This is a genomic window from Nakamurella sp. A5-74 (genome assembly GCF_040438885.1).
In the GTDB taxonomy this organism is placed as follows: domain Bacteria; phylum Actinomycetota; class Actinomycetes; order Mycobacteriales; family Nakamurellaceae; genus Nakamurella.
In genome coordinates this window covers 2,854,257-2,876,514 of record NZ_CP159218.1, presented here as the reverse complement: position 1 = coordinate 2,876,514, position 22,258 = coordinate 2,854,257, and the positions used below count along the sequence as shown (strand labels likewise).

Below are 22,258 nucleotides of genomic sequence, written 5' to 3'. Positions count from 1 at the left end.
AGAGTGAGTTCGGTGAAGTTCACGCAGAGGTTCGGCAGGGTCGCGCTGGGTCTTGCCGTGCTGGCAGGATCCGCTCTCGCGACGCCGGGAACGGCCTCCGCGAGCGGCCCGGCGGTCGCCCGAGCCACCACGACTGCCTGGGTTTCCGCAGCTCCGGCTGCCGCGGCGCCGAGCACTCCGGACCAGGCACAGCGGGCCTGGCTGGATGCGGCCCGCGAGTACTCCTCGTTCGGCGAGCGGGTCCTGGCCACCGAATCCGCGGCGCACCAGGCCACTGCCGCATCGGTGGCCGCTCGTCAACGACAGCAGCAGGCACAGCAGCAGCTCGCGGGCGAGAACGCGCGGGTCGCCGTCGCCCAACGGCGGGTCGATGCGGCGGCCGCGGAACTCGCGCGGACCAGCGGCGTCACCGCGGGCTACCAGCAGCAGATCGACGCGTTCGCCGATGCGAGTTTCCGCGGCGCCCGGACCGGATCGATGTCGGCGTTCCTGACCGCGACGTCGCCCGACGACTTCCTGGAACGAGCCTCGTCGCTGGACATCGTCGCCGACGACAACGCCCAGCTGCTCAGCGCAGCGGAGGCTGCCCAGCGCGCGCTCACCGCTGCCCAGCAGAAAGCCACCGCCGAGCGGGACGGCATCGCAGCGGTGCGGGACGCCGCTCGGGCGCGGGAGCGGGATGCGGCCGCTGCGGCGGACGCTGCTACCGCTGCCGAACGTCGTGCGGTTGCCGCGACCCATGCGCTGGTGGCCGACAAGCAGCGGCTCGCCGGCAAGGTCGCTGTCTACCAGCGGACCTACGCCAGGCTCTCCGCCGCAGATCGGGACGCCGCCGTCCAGATGACCGACGGTGGCGTCACCGTCCGCAACGGTGAGCGCGGCAGCCGCTCGATCTCGGTGCAGGATCTCTCGGTCCGCGCGGCCCAGCAGGCCCCGAACGCGCAGGCGGCGATCGCCGTGCAGGCGGCACTCAGCAGGGTTGGGCTGCCCTATGTCTGGGCAGCGACCGGTCCGGACTCGTTCGACTGCTCCGGGCTGATGCTCTGGTCGTGGGCGAAGGCCGGGATCACGGTGCCACGCTCCAGTTCCGAGCAGGCAGCGCAGCTACCGGTGATCCCGCTGGCCGATGTGCAGGTCGGCGACCTGATCACCTTCTACCGGCCCACCAGCCACGTCGGGATGTACATCGGGGACGGGTTGTTCGTGCACGCTTCGCACACCGGGGCACCCATCATGGTCACGTCGTTGAGCAAACGGATGAACGGCTACCCGGTCGCGCACGCCGTCGGTCGCTGACCGCAGCAGGATCGACCGCTGGATCGACGGCAGCCGGAACGGCGGCCGGATGGACGGCAGCCGGATGGACGGCAATCGGATGGACGGCAGGCCCGATCATTCCTGGAAGGCCGGCATCCTGCCGTGCGCGGCGGCAATGAGCTCGTCCCGGCCGCCGGCGTCCCACGACCACAGGTGTTGCAGGTCCGGCAGATCACCGACCACCGCGGCGATCTGCGGGACGTGTGGGCTCTGCGTCAGCACGGCGCGGACCCCGCGGAGCCGCAGTCGTAGCCGCGGTCCGTGAGCATGATCGGGAACGAGCACGGCCTCGGCGCCCAGCAGTTCGATCGCGTCGACAGCCGCGCGGTCGCCGTCCGGAGTCAGGCCCATCACCGCGATCCGGGTTCCTGATCCCAACCCGAACGCGGTCAGACCGGCGGCGATCGTCCGTCCGTCCTGATCCGACTCCGGTTGGATCTCTGCCGGGATCACCGGCAGGCCGTCGGGACCGGGCGGGTCCGACGGGACTCGATCAGCACCTCCGCGTGAGCGGAGCATCCGGACGGCATGTACGGCCCAGCGCCGCACCGGTTCCGGCATCGACCACATGCCCGCGACGGTACCGGCAGCGGCAGGCGTCGAACGGCGAGCCGATAGCGTGTCGGTGTGCGCGTCAGCTTCGTCTCGGACATCCACGGCAACTCCGCTGCCCTGGCCGACGTCGCCGCGCGTGCCGAGCAGTTGATCGTGCTCGGGGACCTGCTCGACTACATCGACTACCGCGATCCCGGCGCCGGGATCGTCGGCGCTGCCTTCGGGCGGGATCCGGTGCAACAGCTGATCGACCTGCGCACCGTCGGTGATTTCGCCGGCATGCACGTGCTGTCCGTCGCGCTCTGGGAGACGCTCGCCGATCCGCGCGGCACTCTCGATGCGATCGTCGACGCCAAGTACCGGCTGGTGGTGGAGGCACTTTCCCGAGCGTCCCGGCCACCGTTGCTGATCCTCGGCAACGTCGACGAACTCGACCGGTGGACGGCCGTGGCGGACGGCACCATCGACATGGTCGACGGCCAGGTGATCGAGCTGGACGGGGTACGCCTGGGCTTCGCGGCCGGCGGTGCGAGCCGCAGGGCCGGCCCGCCCCCCGACCCTGCCACCGACGACCGTCCGTGGCGTCCCTTCATCAAGCCGGCCGCCGACTTCGCCCGCACCGTTGCCTCGCTCGGCGCGGTGGACGTGCTGTGCAGTCATGTCCCGCCCGACCTGGCGCTGATGCGCTACGACCGGGTGCCGGCCAGGGCGGAGATGTTCGGCCCCGGACTGCTCGAGTCGATTGACGAGCACCGCCCGCGGTTGGCCCTGTCCGGCCACGTCCACCAGCCGTTGGTGCAACGGACGAGACGCGGCAGGACGGAATGCGTCAACGTCGGGCACTTCGCCCGGTGGACGACCCCGTTCGAGGTCCGTTGGTGATCCGTTCACGCCGACGATGGCCGGTGGCCGGTGCCGGCACCGGGGCAGCACGACGGACGTTCCGGGACGGGTAACCTCGGCGCATGGCTGATGCGTCGACGAAGTCCGTGGAGATGGCCGCTGATCCGGCCGCCATCATGGACACCATTGCCGACGTCGCGGCATATCCCGAATGGGCCGGTGCGGTGAAGACCGTGACGGTGACCGAGGCCGGGACCTCTGCGAACCGTCCTCGCAGGGTCCGCTTCGAGTTGGATGCAGGTGCCTTCAAGGACACCTACGAGCTGCAGTACACCTGGGCAGCGGACGGTCTGTCGGTGTCCTGGACGCTGGTCCAGGGCAAACTGCAGAAGGCGCAGGTGGGTTCGTACGTCCTGCGGCCGGGTGCCACCTCGACGACGGTCACCTACTCGCTGACGGTGCAGCTCACCATCCCGCTGATCGGACCGCTGCGCCGGACGGCCGAGAAGAGGATCATGGACACCGCACTGGAGGAGCTCCGCAAGCGGGTGGAAACACCTGCGGCGGATCACGCATGACGGTGACGCTGGTGGCCGGTCCCGGTGGCTCCGGAACCACCACCATCGCGCTTGCGCTCGCCGCGACGTCGGTCGAGACAGTGCTGATCACCGCAGCGCCCACCTTGCCGGGTGCGGCCGGGGCGGCTCCGGTGACCGTGGTCCGACCCGACTCCAGAGCGTTCGTCGCGCACCATGCGCAGACCGGCGAGGACCTGGCCGTGCTGCCGCGAGAGATCGCGGCTCTGCCCGGTGTCGACCTGCTCGCCACCCTGTCGGCTGTCGCCGAGACGCTGCGGACGAGACCGTACGCCGAGCTGGTCATCGATGCCGGCGCGCACGCGATCGAGCTGGTCGGCGTCCTGGAGCGGCTGGGCCGCTTCACGGACGCGCTCGTGCCGCAGGCGCTGCGCATCCTGGGTCGGGTGACGGCCAGGACCTCCGGCGGTGGGCTCGCCGTCTGGGACGGAATCCTCGATGCGGCGCTTCCCGGGGCGATGGCCGTGTCGGGCGCAACGGCAGTCGTGGTGGTACCTGCGGAGCCCCACCGGGCGTCGCTCGCGCGTCTGCTGCCGGCCCAACTGTCGCTGTTCGGGATAGGCACCCGCTGCCTCATCGACCGAACCGACCGTCACGACGCCGTCGCCGGAACGGATGCCGGCACACTCACCATCCCGTGGCCCACCGGGTCGGCGCGGGCACCGGATCTGTCGCCACTGCTGCGGCACCACACCCAGTCGCGGGCGGTCGCCGACGACACCGTGGTTGCCGTCGATGACGGCTACGAGTGGCCGCTCCCGGTGCCGGGTGTGCACCGCGACCAGCTCGACCTCGAACGCGATGACGACGCACTGCTGATCAGCGTCGGCCCGGTGGTCCGCCGACTCGAGCTGCCGTCGGTGCTGCAGCGCTGCTCGGTCGCCTCCGCCCGGTTCGCCGACGGGGTGCTGACCGTCGGATTCGTCCCCGACCCGTCCCACTGGCCGGCCTGGGCCCGCCAGCCGGCGGCCTCAGGAGTCGGCGATGAGTGAGCTGCGCACCGAGGCCCGGTTGCTCCTGCAGACGGTCGAGGACAGGTTGCTGGAGTGGAGATCGCTCATTCCGGCCACCGACCCGGCCGCGCAGGCCACCGACCCGGCCGCGCAGGCCACCGATCCGGCCGCGCAGGCCACCGATCCGGCCGCGCAGGCCACCGACCCGGCCGCGCAGGCCACCGACCCGACCGCTCCGGCCACCGGACCGACCGCCCGAGCCACCGACGCCGCCGGTTCGGCCGCCGACCATCCGGCCGCCGATCATGCCGAGCACCAGGGCACGGCCGGCTGTCCGCTGTGCACGGTGCTGGCCGTGGTGCGCGGGGAACGACCCGAGTTGGCCGTGGCCCTGCTCGACGGCGCGGTGACGGCGCTGCAGCTGGTCCGCAGCCTGGTGTCCGAGCAGTCCGAGCAGTCCGAGCAGTCCGACCCGGAAGGCGCTGCGGCAGCCCCGCCGACCCTCCCGGCCCCGGAACCCGCGCTCCCCGCTGCTGCCCAGCGACCACCTCCTGAACGGATCCGCATCTCGTGAACGGCGAACTCCTGACCGTCGGTATCGACATCGGTGGTACGTCCGTCCGCGCCGTCGTCGTGGACGGCGACGGCACCATCCTGGCGGCCCGACGCGGCTCGACCCCGACCACCACGGCGGCAACGGAGGACCTGCTCGCCCGGCTCGTCACCGAGCTGGCCGCCGAACTACCGGTGGCTGCGGTCGGCCTCGCCGTTGCGGGGTTCATCAGCGCCGATCAACAGCGGGTGATGTTCGCTCCACACCTGGCCTGGCGCGACACCCCCGTACCGGCGCTGTTGTCGGAGCGCTTGGCGTTGCCCGTGATGATGGACCACGACGTGAATTCGGCAGCCTGGGCCGAGTACTGCTTGGGCGCCGCTGCCGGTGCGTCGGTAGCCCTGCTGATCGCGCTGGGCACCGGGATCGGTGCCGGGCTCCTGTTGGACGGCCGGATCTTCCGCGGCGCGCACGGGATCGCTCCGGAGCTCGGACATCTCACGGTCGTCCCCGACGGCCGGCCGTGCCCGTGCGGCAAACGTGGTTGCTGGGAGCGCTACTGCTCGGGCACCGCCCTTGCGGCCACCGCTGTGCACCGCTGGCACCAGGCCGGCCGCGCGGTTCCCGGTCGGATCCCGGTGGCCGATGTCACCGGCACGGTGGTCGCCGCCGCGGCTGCCGACGGCGATCCGGAGGCGATGGCCGCGATGCACGAGATGGGTCACTGGCTCGGGATCGGGCTGGCGCTGGCGGCCGATGTACTCGACCCCGAGGTGATCGTCATCGGCGGTGGCGTCTCGGGTGCCGCCGGGCTCTACCTGCCGCAGGCGCTGAAGGTGATGCGCGCCGAGATCACCGGCGGCGCCCATCGGCCTCATCCGCGGGTCGAGGTCGCTGCCTTCGGCGACCGCGCCGCGGCGATCGGTGCGGGTTTGCTGGCCAGGGAGCAGTTGCTGCCCGGCTGATCGATGGACCGCGGTCCCGCGGGCCTCCGAGCCCACAGCGGTCACAACCGTGACCCGTCGTCCCACCCGTCCGCTTCGTCGTCCCCGCGCCGGGAACGCATCCCGTCGATGAGCAGGGCTCCGCCGCCGACGAACATCGCGATCGCCAGGACGAGCACGGTGTTGGCCGAGACGTTGAGGATGTTCGGTCCGACCACCAGGGCGAGGGCCAGCAGCATCACCAGCACGGCGATCATCGTTCGCACCCGTGGCCGGGGGAACGGTGGCGGATCGGGCGGGACGAAGTGCTCCTCGTCCTGTGCGTACTCCGCCTCCTTGCGGGCGTTCTGAGCAGCGAGATCCGCGACCTCATCGGCCCGACGCTCCCGACGTTCCGCGCGACGCTGCGCCTGCCGCCGCCGCCGCAGTTCGTCGTCGCTGAGCAGTTCGTCGTTACTGAGCAGTTCGGACGGAACCGGCGGCATCGTGGTCGACCACGGGTCCGACGGGATCGGTGGCGCCGGCACGTCGTCGTCCCCGGAGGTGGCGCCGTCCCGAGGACGGGCCACGCGATCGGGCCCGGAGTCGGACAGGTCGATGCCCGAGACGATGTCCTCGAAGCGTCGGTCGATCTCGTCGGGATCCCAGCGCGCGCCGCCGGTGGTCATGCGCTCGCTATCCGGTCCAGGAACCGCACCGACTCCGCAACGATCAGCTCGGCATCATGATCGAGGGTCGCCACGTGGAAGCTGTTCTCCAACAACACTTCCCGCACGTCGGTCGAGGAGATCTCGGCCAGCACGATGGCGGAGTTCTCCGGCTCGACGACATGGTCGACGATCGAGTGCAGCAGCAGCACGGGTGCCGTCACCTCTCCCAGAGCTCGGCGGACCACCTTCCATGCTGCCTGCAACGACAGTCCCGCCGCCACCGGCAGTCGGTCGTAGCCGTACTCGTGCACGCCCGGCTTGCGGATGTCGTCGGCGATCCCCGGCAGCGACGGCAGCACCCGCAGCAGCACCGGCTGGATCAGCCGCAGCAGGGGAGCGATCTTCGCGTCGAAGCGGGTCGACATCACCGACGGGTTCACCAGGACGAGACCGGCCACCAGCTCCGGATGCACCTGCGCTGTCCGCAGCGCGAGCGTTCCGCCCATCGACAGGCCGCACAGCACCACCTTCCCGCAGCGAGCCTGCAGCTCTCGGACCGCGGCGAGGATCTCGGTCAGCCAGTCGTCGAAACCGGTGTCGTTCATGTCCTGCCAGCGCATGCCATGGCCGGGGAGCAGGGGGAGTCGGACGCTGAAACCGGCGGCAGCGAGGGCGTCCGCCCACGGCCGCATCGACACCGGCGACCCGGTGAAGCCATGGCACAGCACGACGCCGGTCCGTCCTCGCACTGCCGGCCCGCAGAGATCACCGTCCGCCGTGAACGGGCGCGCGTGCTCCCGCACAGTGCCGTCCGCGCCGTCCGAGTCGGTTGCCTCGTTGCTCACGTCTCCATCGTCCCACGCGGCAGCGTCGGGCCCGCGGGGAGAGCAGGTGTCAGGGCGCCGCGTCGGGGAGGGCGATCCGCTGCCGGCAGCGTACGGTCTATGGATGATCTGGGTTCTGATGAAGTACGTCCTGATCGGTCCGTTGCTGCGGCTCCTCTTCCCGTGCAAGGTGATCGGTGCGGAGTACATCCCCGAATCGGGCGGCGTCATCCTGGCCGGCAACCACGTGTCCGTCGCGGACTCGTTCTTCACGCCGTTGCACGTCGGGCGCCGGGTCACCTACCTCGCCAAGAGCGAGTACTTCACCGAGAAGGGCATCAAGGGTCGGCTGAAGAAGATGTTCTTCACCGGCATCGGTCAGGTGCCCATCGACCGCGGCAGTGCGAACGCGGCGCAAGCAGCGCTCGACACCGGCATCCGGCTGCTCCGCGAGGGCAAGGTGCTCGGCATCTACCCCGAGGGCACCCGCTCACCCGATGCCCGGCTCTACAAGGGCAAGACGGGTGTGGCGCGGATGGCGCTCGCGGCCGGCGTGCCGGTGGTCCCGCTGGCCATGGTCGGCACCGACAAGGTCAACCCGATCGGCAGCAAGATGTGGCGTCCGCGGCGGATCACCCTGGTGATCGGCCGCCCGCTGGACTTCTCCCGCTACGAGGGCATGGTCGGCGACCGATTCGTCGAGCGCTCGATGACCGACGAGATCATGTACCGGATCATGGAGCTCTCCGGCCAGGAGTACGTCGACATGTATGCCGCGAAGATGAAGGAAGACCTGGCCCAGCAGCAGGAGAAGGGCATCACCGAGGGTAGGGGTCCCGGGACGGTCACCCGGCTCCCGGGTACCCGGGCCAGCTGAGCGCGCCTCCTTGACCGATCCTGCCGCTACGCCCGGCAACCCCACCCGTCCAGACGGCCCACGTCCCGCAAGCCCCCGCGCGGCCGGACAGCCCACGTCGCGGGCTCCCGGCACGGCAGTCGGACGCTACTTCTACGACTGCGAGTTCATCGAGGACGGCCTGACCATCGAGCTGGTCTCGATCGGCGTCGTCGCCGACGACGGGCGTGAGTACTACGCGGTGAGCACCGACTTCGATCCCGGCCGCGCCAACTCGTTCGTCCGCACCCACGTGCTGGACAAGCTGCCCTCGCCCGCGGACCGCGCCTGGCGCAGCCGTCGACGCATCCGCGACGACCTGCAGGAGTTCTTCGCTGCCGGAGTGACGCCGATCGAGCTGTGGGCATGGGTCGCCGCCTACGACCACGTGGCCCTCGCACAACTGTGGGGAGCGATGCCGGCACTGCCGCGCTTCATCCCGCGCTTCACCCGGGAGATCCGACAGTTCTGGGAGAGTGCCGGTTCACCGGAGCTGCCGACACACACCGCCGACCGGCACGAAGCGCTGGCGGACGCGCGGCTGGCGATGGCGCGGTGGCAGGTCGCTGACAGAGCACTGCACGGCACTGCCTACGCTTGACCATGTGAACTGGACCGTCGACATCCCGGCAGACATCCTGCCGACTCTCCCTCCGCTCCCCGAGAATATGCGCGCGCAGCTCGATGCCGCGCTGGCGCTGCCCGCGCTGCAGCAGCCAGCCTGGCCCGATCCCCAACAGGTGACTGCCGTGCGGGCCGTGCTCGAGTCGGTCCCGCCGGTGACGGTGGCCTCCGAGGTCGACCGCCTGCACGACCAGCTGGCGGCGGTGGCCAACGGCGAGGCATTCCTGCTGCAGGGCGGCGACTGCGCCGAGACCTTCGTCGACAACACCGAGCCGCACATCCGGGCGAACATCCGCACCTTGCTGCAGATGGCCGTCGTGCTCACCTACGGCGCCTCGATGCCGGTGGTGAAGGTCGCCAGGATCGCCGGCCAGTACGCCAAGCCGCGTTCCTCCGACACCGATGCGCTCGGTCTGCGCTCCTACCGCGGCGACATCATCAACTCGATCGCGACCACACCTGAAGCACGCGTCCCCGACCCCTCCCGGATGATCCGGGCCTACGCCAACGCCTCGGCCGCGATGAACCTGGTGCGAGCCGTCACCAGCGCCGGGATGGGTGACCTGGCGAAGGTGCACGAGTGGAACCAGGAGTTCGTCGAGAGCTCCAGGGCCGGCCAGCGCTACGAGCGGGTGGCCGGTGAGATCGACCGCGCCATGCGCTTCATGGACGCCTGCGGGGTCGATTCGCACTCGCTGCACTCGGTGGAGATCTTCGCCTCGCACGAGGCGCTGCTGCTGGACTACGAGCGGGCGATGCTGCGGCTGGAAGTCACCGGCAACAAGCCGAAGCTGTACGACCTGTCCGGCCACTTCCTGTGGATCGGGGAGCGCACCCGTCAGCTCGACCATGCGCACATCGCGTTCGCCGAGCTGCTGTCGAACCCGATCGGCGTGAAGATCGGTCCGGGAACCACCCCGGAACTGGCCGCTGAGTACGTCGAGCGACTCGATCCCGACAACACCCCAGGGCGGCTGACCCTGATCGCCCGGATGGGCAACACCAAGGTCCGGGAAGTGCTGCCGGCGATCATCGAGCGGGTCGAGGCGACCGGTCACAAGGTGATCTGGCAGTCGGATCCGATGCACGGCAACACCCATGAGTCCTCGACCGGCTACAAGACCCGGCACTTCGACCGGATCGTCGACGAGGTGCAGGGCTTCTTCGAGGTGCACCGCGCGCTCGGCACACACCCGGGCGGTGTGCACGTCGAGCTCACCGGTGAGGACGTCACCGAGTGTCTCGGCGGCGCCCAGGAGATCTCCGACGAGGACCTCGCCGGTCGCTACGAGACGGCCTGCGACCCGCGGCTGAACACGCAGCAGTCACTGGAGCTCGCGTTCCTGATCTCGGAGATGCTGCGCGGCTGAGGTTTCGGGCGCGATCCAGTTCGAAGGCGCGCGTCGACCACCGCGCTCAGTCAGAACCCGGCGGACAGCACGATGGTCGCGCCGGGTTCCACCAGGAATCCGGCGGCCGGCTCCTGGCCGCGGACCTGCGACGAGGCGAACACCCACCACCCGCGGACCTCGACCGCGAGACCGACCGTCTGGGCGGTCCGGGCGGCGTCGGCCATGGTTCCGGTGGACAGGTCGGGGACGGTCACGGCGGACGAGGGCGTCAGGGTGATCACCTTCTGGGCGGGGTCGACCCGGCCGCCTGCTGCCGGGCTGCTCCCGACCACTGCGCCGCCGGCGACGGCGGGGTCGAAGACCGGGTCCCCGGTGGTCACGGTCCAGCCGTCCGCGGCGATGGACGCGATCGCGTCGGTGAGCGGCCGACCGCGCAGGTCGGGGACGACTGCGCTGGTGTTGATCACCAGCGCGACCCGGGAGCCGGGAGTGATGCGTTGTCCCGCACCAGGTTTCGTGCCGACCACCACCCCGTCCGGGAGGGAGGCGTCGTAGCCTGCGTCTGCGCCGTCGAGGCCGAACCCGGCGACGATCAACTTGTTGGTGGCGTCCTCCGGTGACTTGCCGGTGACGTCGGGGATCGGCGCCGGCGCCGTCCCGAGAGACAGCACAAGGGTCACCGTCATCCCGGGCGTGCTGGGACTGCCGGCGCTCGGATCCGTGCGCAGCACCGAACCCCGGGGGACGTCGCTGGAGTACTCCGATTCGCCGGCCGGTTCGGCCCGGAGCCCGGCGTCGGTGAGCAGCGCCTCGGCCACCGCCTGCGCGGTGCCCGGCAGCACTTCGGGCACCGTCGGCCGACCGGTGGACACCACCAGCGCGACCGCCGACCCGCGCAGCATCCGGGCGCCCGCGCCCGGGGTGGCGTCCGCGATGGTGCCCACCTTGGCGGAGGCGTCCGTGTGCACGGAGACCTGCGGTACCAGCCCCGCCGCCCGGATGACCCGCTCCGCCTGCTGCTGGGTCAGCCCCTCGGTCGCCGGTGCGTAGGCCCATCGACCGTCGGCGAGCCACCAACCACCGGCGCCCACAGCAGCGCCGAGCAGCAGCATCGCCAGCACGATGATCAGCCAACGGGGGACCCGCCGCCGCCGACGTGGGGAGACCTGCGGGACGGGGGTCCGGGTGGTCGGAGCGCCGCGGGGTGCATGCGCGGTGGCCCTCGGCGGGTCGGTCATCACCCGGGTGCCGTGGTGACCGGCGCCGACTGTTGGCCCGTGCAGGGAGGTGGACGTGCGGAACGTCACCCGCCCGTCGGGCGCGTGGGGTGCGGCCGGGTCCAGGTCCGCGTTGGCGATCCGGGTCGGCCGCGGACGGCCACCAGTGCGTCCGGCCAGCGGGACGTCGGCATCCGGATCGTCGGTCGCCGCTACGGGCTGTGGCCGGGTGGGGACGGGGATCGGGACCCGAGGAATGGCCAGATCCCGGCGGATCTGCCGGATCGCGGCGGCGAATTCCCCCGCGTCGCGGGGCCGGATCTCGGGATCCCGCTGGGTCGCGTCGCCGATCAGGTCCTCGAGTGCCGCCGGCACCCCGTCCACCTCGTCGCCGAGCAGTGGGACGTCCGAGTGCACGTGCTGGTAGGCCACCGACATCGCGTTCTCGCCGGTGAACGGGGGTTCGCCGACGAGCAACTCCCAGCCGACGATGCCGGCCGAGTACACATCGGAACGGGTGTCGCTGGTACCTCGCTCCACCTGCTCGGGGGAGAGGTAGGCGACGGTGCCGAGGATCACGTCTCCGGTGGCCATGGTCTGGGAGGTGACCGCCCTGACCAGGCCGAAGTCGGCGACCTTCAACTCCCCGCGGGCGGAGATCAGCACATTCTCCGGCTTGACGTCGCGGTGCACGAGGCCAGCTCGGTGCGCGGCGGCGAGCGCGTCCAGCAGCGGCTCGAGGATGGAAAGGGTCACCGCGACACCCTGCGGCCCGCGCTGGTGCAGCAGATCCCGGAGCGTTCCGCCATCGATGAGTTCCATCACCAGGAACGTGTGGTCACCGTCGCGGCCGTGGTCGTAGACCGCGACCACACCGCTGTGCGAGAGACCGGCGGCCAGCCGTGCTTCCCGGGAGAACCGGGTCAGGAACGCCGGGTCGTCGGCGTACTGGGCCGACATCACCTTGACCGCCACTGGTCGGTCGAGGCGGGTGTCCACACCGCGGTAGACGGTGGACATGCCGCCGCGCGCGATCACCGAACCGATCCGGTACCGGCCGTCGAGCAGACTGCCGGAGAGGCCGCCGCGATGGCGTGGATCGCCCGCACCGCCCTGCCCCGACTGGGTCCGCACCGTGGTCACTGGTCTCCTGGATTCGGGTGGCCGCGCCGGTGCGCGAACCTCCGGCCGGTCGGCCGAACCTGGCCAGTCTAGATTCGGCCGGTGGTGGAGTGAGGGAGAAGTGCGGCAAGCTGTACCGGTGAGTGTCTCCGAAGTCGCCGGCCCGGCCACCCCCACGTGGGTTGCTGTCCCGGACATCGCCGAAGCCCTTGGACTCGTTGTCACCCGGGTCCACCAGCTGATCCGCGACCGGGCGGTGGTCGCCGTGCGTCGGGACGGCGCCGTCCGGATCCCCGCGGAGTTCGTCGCCGAGGGCGTGGTCGTGAAGGGTCTGCCCAGCACCATCACCCTGCTCACGGACGGGGGGTACTCGGACGAGGAGATCGTCCAGTGGCTCTTCCGGGAGGACGACTCGCTGCCCGGCGCCCCCATCACGGCGCTGCGGGAGAACCGCGGCCGTGAGGTGCATCGGCGGGCCCAGGCAGCAGGTTTCTGATGTGTCGGCCACGGCGGTTCCCCGGGTCCCGCCCGGCGGCTCCGCGTGCTCGCAGGATGTAGGTGGGGCCGGCGGCATGCCGGATCCCTGACCCGGGGCACCGCCGCGTCCGGTCACGGTCGTCGATGAGGAATCAATGGTGGTCGAGCAAGCGAGGAACGAGCGCGTCGAGACCCCGTCCTGAGTCCACTCACGAGCTCGACCCACTGATCACGCTCGATCAACGATGGATGACAGCGCTCAAGCGGTGCGGTGGGCGGCGCGGTCGGCGATCTCGTCCAGGCCGGCCCGCACGGTGTCGTCGACCGGGAGGATGCGCACCTCCTCGCGGGCCCGCGCGACGAGGGCCGTGATCTCATGCTCGATGCTCTGCGGGGCATCGGTCGACCGGATGATGCCGCGCAGCGCGTCGACGTCCGCCGCTGAGGAGGCGGTACCCACACCGTTGTGCAGCTGACGGAGCGCTGCGTCGTCCCCGGCAGCCGCCAGGTGCTGCCGGGTGCGAGACAGCAACACGGTGCGCTTGCCCTCGCGGAGATCGTCCCCGGCGGGTTTGCCGGTCTGCTCGGGCTCACCGAACACACCGAGCAGATCGTCACGCAACTGGAAGGCCGTGCCGATCGCAGTGCCGTACCGCTGCAACCCGGCGAGCACGGGAACCGGGGCTCCCCCCAGCGCGGCGCCCAGCAGCAACGGTCCGGTGACGGTGTAGCCGGCGGTCTTCAACAGGATGACGGTCTCGGCGGTGTGCAGTGCGGCTGCCGGATCGACGAGGTGCGGCTCCTGCTGACTGATCTGAAGATCCAACCACTGCCCGGCCAGGACCTGCGTGCGCATCCCCCGCCAGACCGGCTGGGCACGGGTGAGTGCCCCGAGTTGCGCGGCGCCCTCGACGAACTCGTCGTCGGACCAGGCCAGCGCCAGATCGCCCAGCAGCAGCGCCATCCCGACGCCGAAGTGTTCCGCGTCTCCCGACCAGCCGGCGTCGGCGTGCCGCTTCGCCTCCGCCCGGTGTATCGCCGGGCGTCCCCGCCGGGTGTCCGACCGATCGATCAGGTCGTCGTGGATGAGCGCGCACGCCTGCAGCAGCTCCAGCGCGGCCGCCACCCGGATCACCGGGGCACAGTCCTGCAACGCGTCGCGACCACCGCCCGCTCGCCAACCCCACCAGCAGAACTGCGGACGCAGTCGTTTGCCGCCCTGCAGGAATGCTCGCAGTTGCTGCGCGCCGGCGCCGAGATCCTCGTGCAGCGCAGCGAGTTCCGCGTCCCGATCCCGCAGGAGTGCGTCCAGTCGTGCGTCGACCGCACCGATCAGAGGTACCGCGGAGGAGAGGCTCACCCGTCCAGTGTGCCGGGCGGGTGGGACAGCACGTTGACCACGGTGCCGCCCGCATCGCGGAAGAAGAACCGGCGGACACCCCAGGTCTCGTCAGTGAGCGGATGCACGATCTCCAGCCCGGCGGCGAGTGCGCGATGGTGCGCGGCATCGACGTCGTCGACCTCGACGGAGAGCTGCGGGTCGACTGCTGCCGTGGCATCCCGGGTCAGCAGGCTGACCTGGTGACGACCGTCGGGGTCGGCGAACGTCGCGATCCAACCGTGGTTCATCACCTCGACGAGGCCGAGAACGTCGCGGTAGGCCGCAGCGGATGTCGCGAGGTCGGACACCCCGACGATCGGGACGACCCTGCGGACGGCACTCATCTGCCGGCCGCTGCGTCGGCACCCGATCCCGGCCCGTCGAAGCGATCGGCGATCGCCTGCAGCTTCCGCACGTGGTCGCTCCAGGCGGAGGCGTCCCTGTCGGCGAGATTCGACACGTCGGCGCGCAGACCCGCGGAGCCGTCGATCAGCTCGCGCAGGATGTCGGCATGCCCGAGGTGCCGGTTGACCTCGGCCAGGGTGTGGACGGCGACCTGCTCCAGCGTGACGTCGCCCTGGGGTCCCCACCAGGGCACCCGGCCAGGGGTGTCCAGCTGCAGTGCGACCAGGGTCTCGTCGACGTGCGCGAAGACCCGGTGGGCGAACGCGATGATGAACTCCGGACTCTCCTCGGCCGAGGCCCACATGTCGCGGTCGTCCGACTCCTCCTGCAGCCAGCTCGGCGGGTCGGGGAACGGTCGGTCGACGACGAAACCGAAGTACTCGGATTCGACGCTCGCGACGTGCTTCACCAGCCCGAGCAGGTTGGTGCCGGTGGGCGTCAGCGGTCGCCGCTGGTCGCGCTCGGACAGCCCGACCAATTTCCACACCAGTGCTTCGTTGGCCAACCGCAATGAACGCCGCAGTCGCGCGGTGCGCGCGGTGTCCGGATCGCGGTCCGCGTCCTGATCAGCTGTCATCCACCGAGCATCGCACGGCACTGTGACACCCGCAGCGGATTCCGGTCCCGGCCGGTCGGGAAGGGATCCTGCGGCACGCACTACGCTCGCGATCATGCCCACCGTCTCCGAGACCCTGCTCGGACCCGAGCGCAAGTTCTCCGTCGAGTTCATGCCACCGCGGTCCGACGACGAGGAAGACGGTCTGTGGCTGGCCGTGCGCCGGCTCGAGGCGCTGCGTCCGGCGTTCGTCTCGGTGACCTACGGAGCCGGCGGATCCCGCCGGGACCGCACCATCCGCATCACCGAACGGATCGCGGAGGAGACCACCCTGCTGCCGGTTGCCCACCTGACGGCCGTCGGGCACTCGGTGGCGGAACTCCGGCACGTGATCGGCTCGTACGCGGCCGGCGGGGTCACCAACGTCCTGGCGCTGCGAGGCGACCCGCCCGGGGACCCGATGGGGGAGTGGACCGCCCATCCCCAGGGCTTGTCCTACGCGAGCGAGCTGGTCGGGTTGGTGCGCTCGCTGGGCGACTTCTCGGTGGGTGTTGCTGCCTTCCCGGAGAAGCACCCGCGATCGCCCGACGTCGAGACGGACACCCGCTTCTTCCTCGACAAGATCCGCGCGGGCGCCGAGTACGGCATCACCCAGATGTTGTTCTCCGCCGACGACCATCTGCGGTTGCGGGACCGGGTGGTCGCGGCCGGCGGCGACGTTCCGTTGCTGCCGGGCATCATGCCGATCATCAGCCTCCGCCGGCTCGAGCGCATCTGCGCCCTGTCCGGTCAGTCGACTCCGCGGGATCTCGCCGAGAAGCTCGGTGCCGCAGCGGATCCGGCGTCAGCACGAGCCGTGGGGATGGACCACGCCATCGACCTGTGTCGACGGCTGCAGGACGAGGGTGTTCCCGCGCTGCACTTCTACACCTTCAACCGGGCCGGAGCGGTGACCGAGGTGCTCCGCGCTCTCGACATGATCCCGGCGCGCGTCTGATCGGAGGGTCCGGGCGGGGCGCAGCATCGGTCGGGGATCCGGTCCTGCGGCCGGCGTCCGGGTGCGGTCCCTGTCGGGACCGGGGGTCGCGGTCCGGGTCTACCGCTGTCGGGTCCCGAACCCGTCGATCAGGGTGGCCAGACCTCGTTCGAAGATCCGATCGACGTCGTACGGGTACTCACCGATCGCCCGCAGTGCTGGGCCGGCATGCTGCCGGAACACCCGCGCCAGCGCGGGGTCAACACTGGTCCACGCGTCGGAGTCCATGCCGGTGTCGGCCAGCGCCTGCTCCTCGGCTGCGAGATCTGTCGCCAGCCCGCGGACGAATGCGGTGAACACGATGTGCAGGTCCATCCGCGCGACCGGGTCCGGCTCCACTTCCTGCAGGGCGGCCAGATCGAACTCGCCGAATTCGAGCAGGGCACCGACGGGTTGCGGACGGTTCAGCGACACCACGTGCGGCAACCATCGGTGACGTCGGTACAGCTGCCACTGCCGGCGACCCGAGGCCGTGAGCCGATCACGCCACGAACCGACCGCGGGCGGCAGTGGGACGGACTCCAGGGTCGCGGAGATCATCGCCCTGATCAGGTCGTCCCGGCCCCGCACGGTCGGTGTCAGCGCCAGGGTCGGCACGCCGAGCTCGGCGGCCACCCGGCGGATCGTGACCGCTGACAAACCCTCGGTGTCGGCAAGTGCGACGGCCACCGTCACCGCGGCGACACCCGGATTCTGCGGATCGGTGCGGGCCGACCTGAGCGCACCGCCGGAACGGGTGAGGCCGCCGGGCCGGAGACCGGACGCCGCCGGCGGCAGATCCGCCACCACGCTGCCGGATCGCGGCACGGTGACGATGAGACCCTGGTCGCGCAGAAGTCCCAATGCCCTGGCAGCGGTGGCCGAGGCGACGCGGTGCTCGCGCATGAGGTCGCGGGTGGACGGAGCACGGTCGCCGGCCCGCAGCTGCCCGTCCGAGATCCTGGCGCGCACCGACGCCGCGATCCGCCGGTACGCCGTCGGTTCCGTCATCGTCACCCCGCTCCTGTGCTGCTACAGCTTCCGCACCCTACGGCGTCTGTACTGCGGCAGCCGCGCCACAACCCGCACGCGTCTTGGAATCTGACCGGGTCGCTGTCGGTGACCAGCACCGGTGGCTCACACGACAGGAGAACCATCATGTCCGCTCCCACGCCTGTTCCCCTCGCCACCCGGCACCGGGTCGGGGTGCTGTCGCAGACCTCGGACGGGCCCTCCCGGGTTCGTACAGTGCTCGTCTCGGGCGCAGGTGTCGCCGGTCTGACGGTGGCACACTGGTTGCAGCGCTTCGGCTTCGACGTCACTGTCATCGAGTCCGCCCAGGCTCCGCGACAGGGCGGCCAGGCGATCGACGTGCGGGGCCCGGCACTCGAGGTCGTCGACCGGATGGGGATCGGTGACGCGGTCGGCGCCGCCCGTACCCGGATGCGCGGCATGTCGGTGATCGACCCGTCCGACGGCAGCGAGTTGATGAGCAGCACCGCGGCAACGCTGACCGGTGGTCCGCTGGACAGCCCGGACGTGGAGATCCTGCGGGACGATCTCGCCGCCGTCCTGCTCTCCTCACTCGACCTCGGTCCCAGCGCCGGCGGGTCGTCGGTACGGCTGCGTCACGGCACCAGGATCGAGCGGCTCGTCCAGCACGACGACGGGGTCGACGTCACGCTCACCGGCGGCGAGGTGGTGCATGCCGACCTGGTCGTCGGGGCGGACGGCCTGCACAGCGGAGTCCGCCGGCTCGCCTTCCCCGAGGCTGCGGTCGGCCGACTCGATCTCGGAACCCACCTGTCGGTGTTCACCATGCCCAACACCTTCGATCTGCACGAATGGCAGGTGTTCGCGGCGCGAGGCCCGATGATGTGCGGGGTCTACACCGCCCGCCAGGACACCGAGGTCAGGGTGACGATGGGATACCGGGGGACCGCCGACTACCGGTACGACGACCTGGACGCGCAGCGCGCTGCCATCGCATCCGCGTTCGCGGACTTCGGGTGGTGGGCGCCGCGGATGCTGGACGGGATGGACCGGGCCGAGGACTTCTACCTGGCGTCGATGGTGCAGATCCGGATGGACAGCTGGTCACGCGGCAGGGTGGTGCTGCTCGGCGACGCCGCCTGGTGCACCACGCCGTTGTCGGGTCAGGGCACCAGCCTGGCAATCGTCGGCGGTTACGTCCTCGCGGGCGAGTTGGCCGCAGCCGACGGCGACCTCGCGCGTGCCCTGGCGGGCTTCGAAACCCTGATGCGACCGTTCGTCGCGGCCAACCAGCACCTGGCGTTGGTCAACGAGCAGCGATCCCGGGCGATGTTCGGTCTCGGGGACCCGGATGCTCCTGATCTGCTCGCTGACGTCAACACCGACGCCGACCCCACGATCGAGGCAGGTACGGCGGACGTCGGGACGACGGCCTCCGGCCAGTACGGCGAGGGCGGGTCCATCGATCCGGAGAGCGGCATCCAGGACCACTGGGTGGACACCGCGGCCACGGCCATCCAGCTGCCCGACTACCCGGATGCGGCGCCGGTCGTCGGCGCGGGTGTCCTCGTTCCCTAGACTTGCTCCCATGCGGACGCGGCGGGACGGTGCGGGCACGACCGGTGTCGTCTCCGCGCGCCCGCACGGCGCTCCGACCGGCTGAGCGGACATGGACAGCCTCGAGAAGGTCCTGGGGTTGACCGCCGTCGTCCTGCTGGTGGCCATGATGGCGATCCGGGTGTCCAAGAAGGCCGGCCTGCCCTCCATGTTGCTGTACCTGATCATGGGGATGGCGTTGGGCAACGCCGGCCTGGGGATCGACTTCAGCAACGCACTGCTCACCGAGTACCTCGGTCTCGGCGCGTTGGTGCTCATCCTTGCCGAGGGCGGTCTCACGACCCGCTGGAACAACGTCAAACCTGCTCTGGGACTGGGGATCTCGCTTGCCACGGTGGCCGTGATCGTGTCGATCGGGGTCGCCGGCCTGGGAGTCCACCTGCTCATGGGATATGACTGGCGCACCAGCCTGCTGTGGGGCGCCGTGTTGTCCTCGACCGATGCCGCAGCGGTGTTCTCCGTGCTGCGCGGGGTGCCGGTGCTGCGCAGGGTCGCAGCAAGTCTGGAGCTGGAGTCCGGGCTGAACGACGCGCCCGTCGTCCTGGCCGTCCTGCTGCTCGCCGGTACGCAGGACATCACCTGGACGGCGCCGCTGCTGGTGGTCTTCGAGCTGTTCGCCGGCGCGGTGGTCGGGTTGGCGATCGGCTTCGGCGGCGCGTGGTGGTTGCGACGGATCGCGCTGCCTGCCGGTGGTCTGTACCCGTTGGCGACGATGGCGTTGATCGTCGGCGCCTACACCGCCGGAGGGTTGGCCCACGGCTCCGGCTTCCTGGCCGTCTACGTGTGTTCGCTGATCCTGGGCAACTCCTCGCTCCCGCACCGGGCCAACACGCTCGGCTTCGCGGAGGGTCTCGGCTGGCTCGCGCAGATCGGTCTGTTCGTCCTGCTCGGGCTGTACGCCGACCCGCACCGGCTGCCCGAGATGTTGTTGCCGGGCCTGCTGATCGGGCTGTGGTTGCTGCTCGTGGCCAGGCCGCTGTCGGTGTTCGCCGCGACGGCGCCCTTCAAGATTCCCTGGCGCGAACAGGTCTTCCTGTCGTGGTCGGGTCTGCGCGGCGCGGTACCGATCGTGCTGGCGATGATCCCGCTGGTCTACGGACGGGACACCGCGCAGGATCTGGTCGACCTGATGCTGGTCGTGGTGATCGTCTACACCCTGCTGCAGGGCACCAGCCTCGCCTGGTTGGCCCGCAAACTCGGGGTGCTGGAGGTGGTCGCGCCGCACGAGGTGCAGATCGAGGCGTCGACCCTCGACCGGATGAAGGCGCACGTCCTGCAGATCGCGGTCCCGATGGACTCGAAGCTGCACGGCGTGTACCTGTCGGAGCTGCGTCTCCCGCCGTCCACCACCATCGCCCTGGTACTGCGGGACGGGGCACCGCTGCAGGTTGCCCCCACCGTGCGGCTGCAGTACGGCGACGAGTTCCTGGTCGTCGCCCCGGAGAACGTCAGGGCGGCCACCGAACGGCGGTTGCGGGCCGTCGGCCGGGCAGGACCGCTGGCCGGTTGGTTCACCCGCCCCGTCGTGCGGGATGCGGTGGTGGGCGTGGAACCCTCGGTCCGCCGTCGGCCCCGTCCGCGTCCTCGTCGGGGATCCACCCGTGACGTGGGAGACGGTCCGCCCACGGTTTGAGAGACTGTCGGGGTGAACCTCCCCGAAGACCGGCCCGACGCGCGCACGGCCGCCGCCGATGACGCGGTGCCGGCCGACACGCCGGACCAGGCGGACGCAGGTGTCCACGCCGCCGCCGCCGTCGGCTCCGCAGCCGCCGCGCACCCAGGGACACCCGCGGACCCACCGGTCGCCGATGCCGGGGCCGGTGACGAGCTGTCGGACCCTTCGGAAACTCCAGGAACTGCTGCTACCGGAGCGTCCCGGCTCCCGCTGGTGCTGATCCTGGCGGTGGTGATCCTGGTGGTCGACCAGATCACCAAGATCATCGCGGTTGCGACGCTGACCCCTGGGGTGTCGCCGAGCATCCTGGGCGGCCTCGTCCATTTCTCCTTGCTGCGCAACGCGGGTGCCGCGTTCTCGCTCGGCACCGGGATGACCTGGATCCTGGCGCTCGTCGCCTGTGTGGTCGTCGTGGTCATCGTGCGGATCGCCTCCAGGCTCCGATCGGGTTGGTGGGCAACGTGTCTCGGGCTGATCCTCGGCGGCGCCGTCGGGAATCTGATCGATCGCTTCTTCCGCGCACCCGGCTTCCTCCGTGGCCACGTCGTCGACTTCGTTTCCGTCTTCGGCCCTGATGCGCAGTACTTCCCGGTGTTCAACGTCGCCGACTCGTCCATCACCATCGGTGCGATCCTGCTGGTGCTCACCTCCTTGCGTGGCATCGAGCTCGACGGGACCAGCTCCCGAGCGCGTAGCGGTGCCACGACCACGACGCAGGTGTCCGATGCCTGACTACCGAAGGTTGCCCGTGCCCGAGGGTCTGGCCGGGATGCGGGTGGACGCCGGTCTGGCCCGGATGCTCGGGATGAGCAGGACGGCCGTCGCCGCGGTGGTCGATGCCGGTGACGTCCAGATCGACGGCGAGGTGGTCGGCCGGTCCACCCGGTTGGTGCCGGACACCTGGCTCGAGCTCACCCTGCCGGATCCGGAGCACGGACCACAGGTGATTCCGCAGGAAGTGCCGGGGTTCTCGATCCTGCACAACGACGACGACATCGTGGTGGTCGACAAACCGGTCGGGGTTGCGGCGCATCCGTCACCCGGGTGGACGGGCCCGACGGTGCTCGGGGCGTTGGCGGGCCTCGGGATCAGCGTTGCCACCTCGGGTGCCGCCGAGCGGCAGGGAATCGTGCACCGTCTCGACGTCGGGACCACCGGTGTGATGGTGGTGGCGAAGAGCGAACGCGCCTACTCGGTGATCAAGGACTACTTCCGGGATCGCACTGTCGAGAAGGTCTACCACGCGATCATCCAGGGTCTGCCGGATCCGACATCGGGCACCATCGACGCGCCGATCGGTCGGCATCCGAAGGCGGACTACAAGTTCGCCGTCGTCACCGGGGGTCGGGATTCGGTGACGCACTACGAGACTCTCGAGGCGTTCCGGTCTGCGACGCTGGTCGAGGTGCACCTGGAAACCGGTAGGACACACCAGATCCGCGTGCACTTCGCGGCCATGCATCACCCGCTGGTCGGAGACCTCACCTATGGCGCCGATCCGGTGCTGGCCAAGGCACTCCCGTTGACGCGCCAGTGGCTGCATGCCCGGGAATTGGCTTTCGCCCATCCCGCGGACGGCCAGGAAGTGCGCTTCACCAGTCCCTATCCTGCCGACCTGGTCGATGCGCTGGAGAAGTTGCGCGCCACCTGATCCGGGGCCCAGCTGCCGGAGTGCGGGTGATCCTGCGGATCGG

At 70.5% G+C, this 22,258-nt stretch carries 23 protein-coding genes; 15 read left to right on the top strand and 8 right to left on the bottom strand.

The genetic code is table 11. The annotated features are described in order from the left end of the window. Window positions 1-12: 12 nt before the first annotated feature. Complete coding sequence (locus ABLG96_RS13190; protein ID WP_353647839.1) at window positions 13-1,296, top strand: C40 family peptidase; 1,284 nt, start codon at window positions 13-15, stop codon at window positions 1,294-1,296. Window positions 1,297-1,392: 96 nt separating this feature from the next. Here the strand turns inward: ABLG96_RS13190 and ABLG96_RS13185 are convergent, their stop codons facing one another. Beyond that, window positions 1,393-1,887, bottom strand: a complete 495-nt coding sequence (locus tag ABLG96_RS13185) for a hypothetical protein (RefSeq protein WP_353647838.1) — start codon at window positions 1,885-1,887, stop codon at window positions 1,393-1,395. 57 nt (window positions 1,888-1,944) lie between these two features. On the opposite strand from ABLG96_RS13185, the gene ABLG96_RS13180 reads away from it, so the two are divergent. The 5 genes from ABLG96_RS13180 to ABLG96_RS13160 all read left to right on the top strand — a co-directional run bounded on the left by ABLG96_RS13180 (window position 1,945) and on the right by ABLG96_RS13160 (window position 5,782). Further along, the gene (locus ABLG96_RS13180; protein WP_353647837.1) at window positions 1,945-2,754 is read left to right on the top strand and encodes a metallophosphoesterase; all 810 of its coding nucleotides are present in this window, start codon (window positions 1,945-1,947) and stop codon (window positions 2,752-2,754) included. An 83-nt stretch (window positions 2,755-2,837) separates the two neighbouring features. Beyond that, window positions 2,838-3,293: an SRPBCC family protein gene (locus ABLG96_RS13175; protein WP_353647836.1), complete on the top strand. Its 456-nt coding sequence runs from the start codon at window positions 2,838-2,840 to the stop codon at window positions 3,291-3,293. After that, a complete protein-coding gene (locus ABLG96_RS13170) occupies window positions 3,290-4,303 on the top strand; it encodes a hypothetical protein (RefSeq protein WP_353647835.1) in 1,014 nt (337 codons plus the stop codon). Before ABLG96_RS13175 ends, ABLG96_RS13170 begins: the two co-directional genes overlap by 4 nt. Then, a complete protein-coding gene (locus tag ABLG96_RS13165; protein WP_353647834.1) occupies window positions 4,296-4,838 on the top strand; it encodes a hypothetical protein in 543 nt (180 codons plus the stop codon). The genes ABLG96_RS13170 and ABLG96_RS13165 overlap by 8 nt, the downstream gene beginning before the upstream one ends. Further along, entirely contained in the window at window positions 4,835-5,782 is a 948-nt protein-coding gene (locus tag ABLG96_RS13160) for an ROK family protein (protein ID WP_353647833.1), read from the top strand. Before ABLG96_RS13165 ends, ABLG96_RS13160 begins: the two co-directional genes overlap by 4 nt. 41 nt (window positions 5,783-5,823) lie before the next feature. On the opposite strand, the gene ABLG96_RS13155 is transcribed toward ABLG96_RS13160, so the two are convergent. Next, the gene (locus ABLG96_RS13155; RefSeq protein WP_353647832.1) at window positions 5,824-6,429 is read right to left on the bottom strand and encodes a hypothetical protein; all 606 of its coding nucleotides are present in this window, start codon (window positions 6,427-6,429) and stop codon (window positions 5,824-5,826) included. Continuing rightward, window positions 6,426-7,160 carry an alpha/beta fold hydrolase gene (locus ABLG96_RS13150; RefSeq protein ID WP_353651493.1) on the bottom strand — a complete coding sequence of 245 codons (735 nt, stop codon included), beginning with the start codon at window positions 7,158-7,160 and terminating at the stop codon, window positions 6,426-6,428. The genes ABLG96_RS13155 and ABLG96_RS13150 overlap by 4 nt, the downstream gene beginning before the upstream one ends. Before the next feature lie 199 nt (window positions 7,161-7,359). On the opposite strand from ABLG96_RS13150, the gene ABLG96_RS13145 reads away from it, so the two are divergent. The 3 genes from ABLG96_RS13145 to ABLG96_RS13135 are packed head-to-tail and all read left to right on the top strand — an operon-like array spanning window position 7,360 to window position 10,124. Further along, a complete protein-coding gene (locus tag ABLG96_RS13145) occupies window positions 7,360-8,112 on the top strand; it encodes a lysophospholipid acyltransferase family protein (protein ID WP_353647831.1) in 753 nt (250 codons plus the stop codon). A 10-nt stretch (window positions 8,113-8,122) separates the two neighbouring features. Beyond that, window positions 8,123-8,731 (top strand): polyadenylate-specific 3'-exoribonuclease AS, encoded by a 609-nt coding sequence (locus ABLG96_RS13140; RefSeq protein ID WP_353647830.1) that lies wholly within the window; start codon window positions 8,123-8,125, stop codon window positions 8,729-8,731. A gap of 4 nt (window positions 8,732-8,735) precedes the next feature. After that, the gene (locus ABLG96_RS13135) at window positions 8,736-10,124 is read left to right on the top strand and encodes a class II 3-deoxy-7-phosphoheptulonate synthase (RefSeq protein ID WP_353647829.1); all 1,389 of its coding nucleotides are present in this window, start codon (window positions 8,736-8,738) and stop codon (window positions 10,122-10,124) included. Between the two features lie 50 nt (window positions 10,125-10,174). On the opposite strand, the gene pknB is transcribed toward ABLG96_RS13135, so the two are convergent. Then, window positions 10,175-12,466: a Stk1 family PASTA domain-containing Ser/Thr kinase gene (gene pknB / locus ABLG96_RS13130; protein WP_353647828.1), complete on the bottom strand. Its 2,292-nt coding sequence runs from the start codon at window positions 12,464-12,466 to the stop codon at window positions 10,175-10,177. Window positions 12,467-12,584: 118 nt separating this feature from the next. Between pknB and ABLG96_RS13125 the strand changes: the two genes are divergently transcribed. Continuing rightward, window positions 12,585-12,941: an Rv2175c family DNA-binding protein gene (locus ABLG96_RS13125; protein WP_353647827.1), complete on the top strand. Its 357-nt coding sequence runs from the start codon at window positions 12,585-12,587 to the stop codon at window positions 12,939-12,941. Between the two features lie 240 nt (window positions 12,942-13,181). Here ABLG96_RS13125 and ABLG96_RS13120 read toward each other — a convergent pair whose 3' ends face one another. Genes ABLG96_RS13120 through ABLG96_RS13110 form a run of 3 tightly spaced genes read right to left on the bottom strand, consistent with a single transcriptional unit; the run spans window position 13,182 to window position 15,285 of the window. Beyond that, complete coding sequence (locus ABLG96_RS13120; RefSeq protein WP_353647826.1) at window positions 13,182-14,282, bottom strand: polyprenyl synthetase family protein; 1,101 nt, start codon at window positions 14,280-14,282, stop codon at window positions 13,182-13,184. Beyond that, window positions 14,279-14,647, bottom strand: a complete 369-nt coding sequence (locus tag ABLG96_RS13115) for a VOC family protein (RefSeq protein WP_353647825.1) — start codon at window positions 14,645-14,647, stop codon at window positions 14,279-14,281. The genes ABLG96_RS13120 and ABLG96_RS13115 overlap by 4 nt, the downstream gene beginning before the upstream one ends. Further along, on the bottom strand, window positions 14,644-15,285 hold the full coding sequence (locus tag ABLG96_RS13110) for a DinB family protein (RefSeq protein WP_353647824.1): 642 nt from the start codon (window positions 15,283-15,285) through the stop codon (window positions 14,644-14,646). Before ABLG96_RS13110 ends, ABLG96_RS13115 begins: the two co-directional genes overlap by 4 nt. Window positions 15,286-15,379: 94 nt before the next feature. Between ABLG96_RS13110 and metF the strand changes: the two genes are divergently transcribed. Further along, window positions 15,380-16,261 (top strand): methylenetetrahydrofolate reductase [NAD(P)H], encoded by an 882-nt coding sequence (gene metF, locus ABLG96_RS13105; RefSeq protein WP_353647823.1) that lies wholly within the window; start codon window positions 15,380-15,382, stop codon window positions 16,259-16,261. Between the two features lie 99 nt (window positions 16,262-16,360). On the opposite strand, the gene ABLG96_RS13100 is transcribed toward metF, so the two are convergent. Continuing rightward, entirely contained in the window at window positions 16,361-17,290 is a 930-nt protein-coding gene (locus ABLG96_RS13100) for a GntR family transcriptional regulator (protein WP_353647822.1), read from the bottom strand. Between the two features lie 147 nt (window positions 17,291-17,437). Here ABLG96_RS13100 and ABLG96_RS13095 point away from each other — a divergent pair, with 147 nt between their 5' ends. From ABLG96_RS13095 to ABLG96_RS13080, 4 genes are all read left to right on the top strand, one after another. After that, a complete protein-coding gene (locus ABLG96_RS13095) occupies window positions 17,438-18,850 on the top strand; it encodes an FAD-dependent monooxygenase (protein ID WP_353647821.1) in 1,413 nt (470 codons plus the stop codon). Between the two features lie 91 nt (window positions 18,851-18,941). Then, window positions 18,942-20,522 (top strand): potassium/proton antiporter, encoded by a 1,581-nt coding sequence (locus tag ABLG96_RS13090; protein WP_353647820.1) that lies wholly within the window; start codon window positions 18,942-18,944, stop codon window positions 20,520-20,522. Between the two features lie 12 nt (window positions 20,523-20,534). Further along, window positions 20,535-21,296, top strand: a complete 762-nt coding sequence (gene lspA, locus ABLG96_RS13085) for a signal peptidase II (protein ID WP_353647819.1) — start codon at window positions 20,535-20,537, stop codon at window positions 21,294-21,296. Further along, on the top strand, window positions 21,289-22,215 hold the full coding sequence (locus ABLG96_RS13080) for an RluA family pseudouridine synthase (RefSeq protein ID WP_353647818.1): 927 nt from the start codon (window positions 21,289-21,291) through the stop codon (window positions 22,213-22,215). The genes lspA and ABLG96_RS13080 overlap by 8 nt, the downstream gene beginning before the upstream one ends. Window positions 22,216-22,258 lie beyond the last annotated feature (43 nt).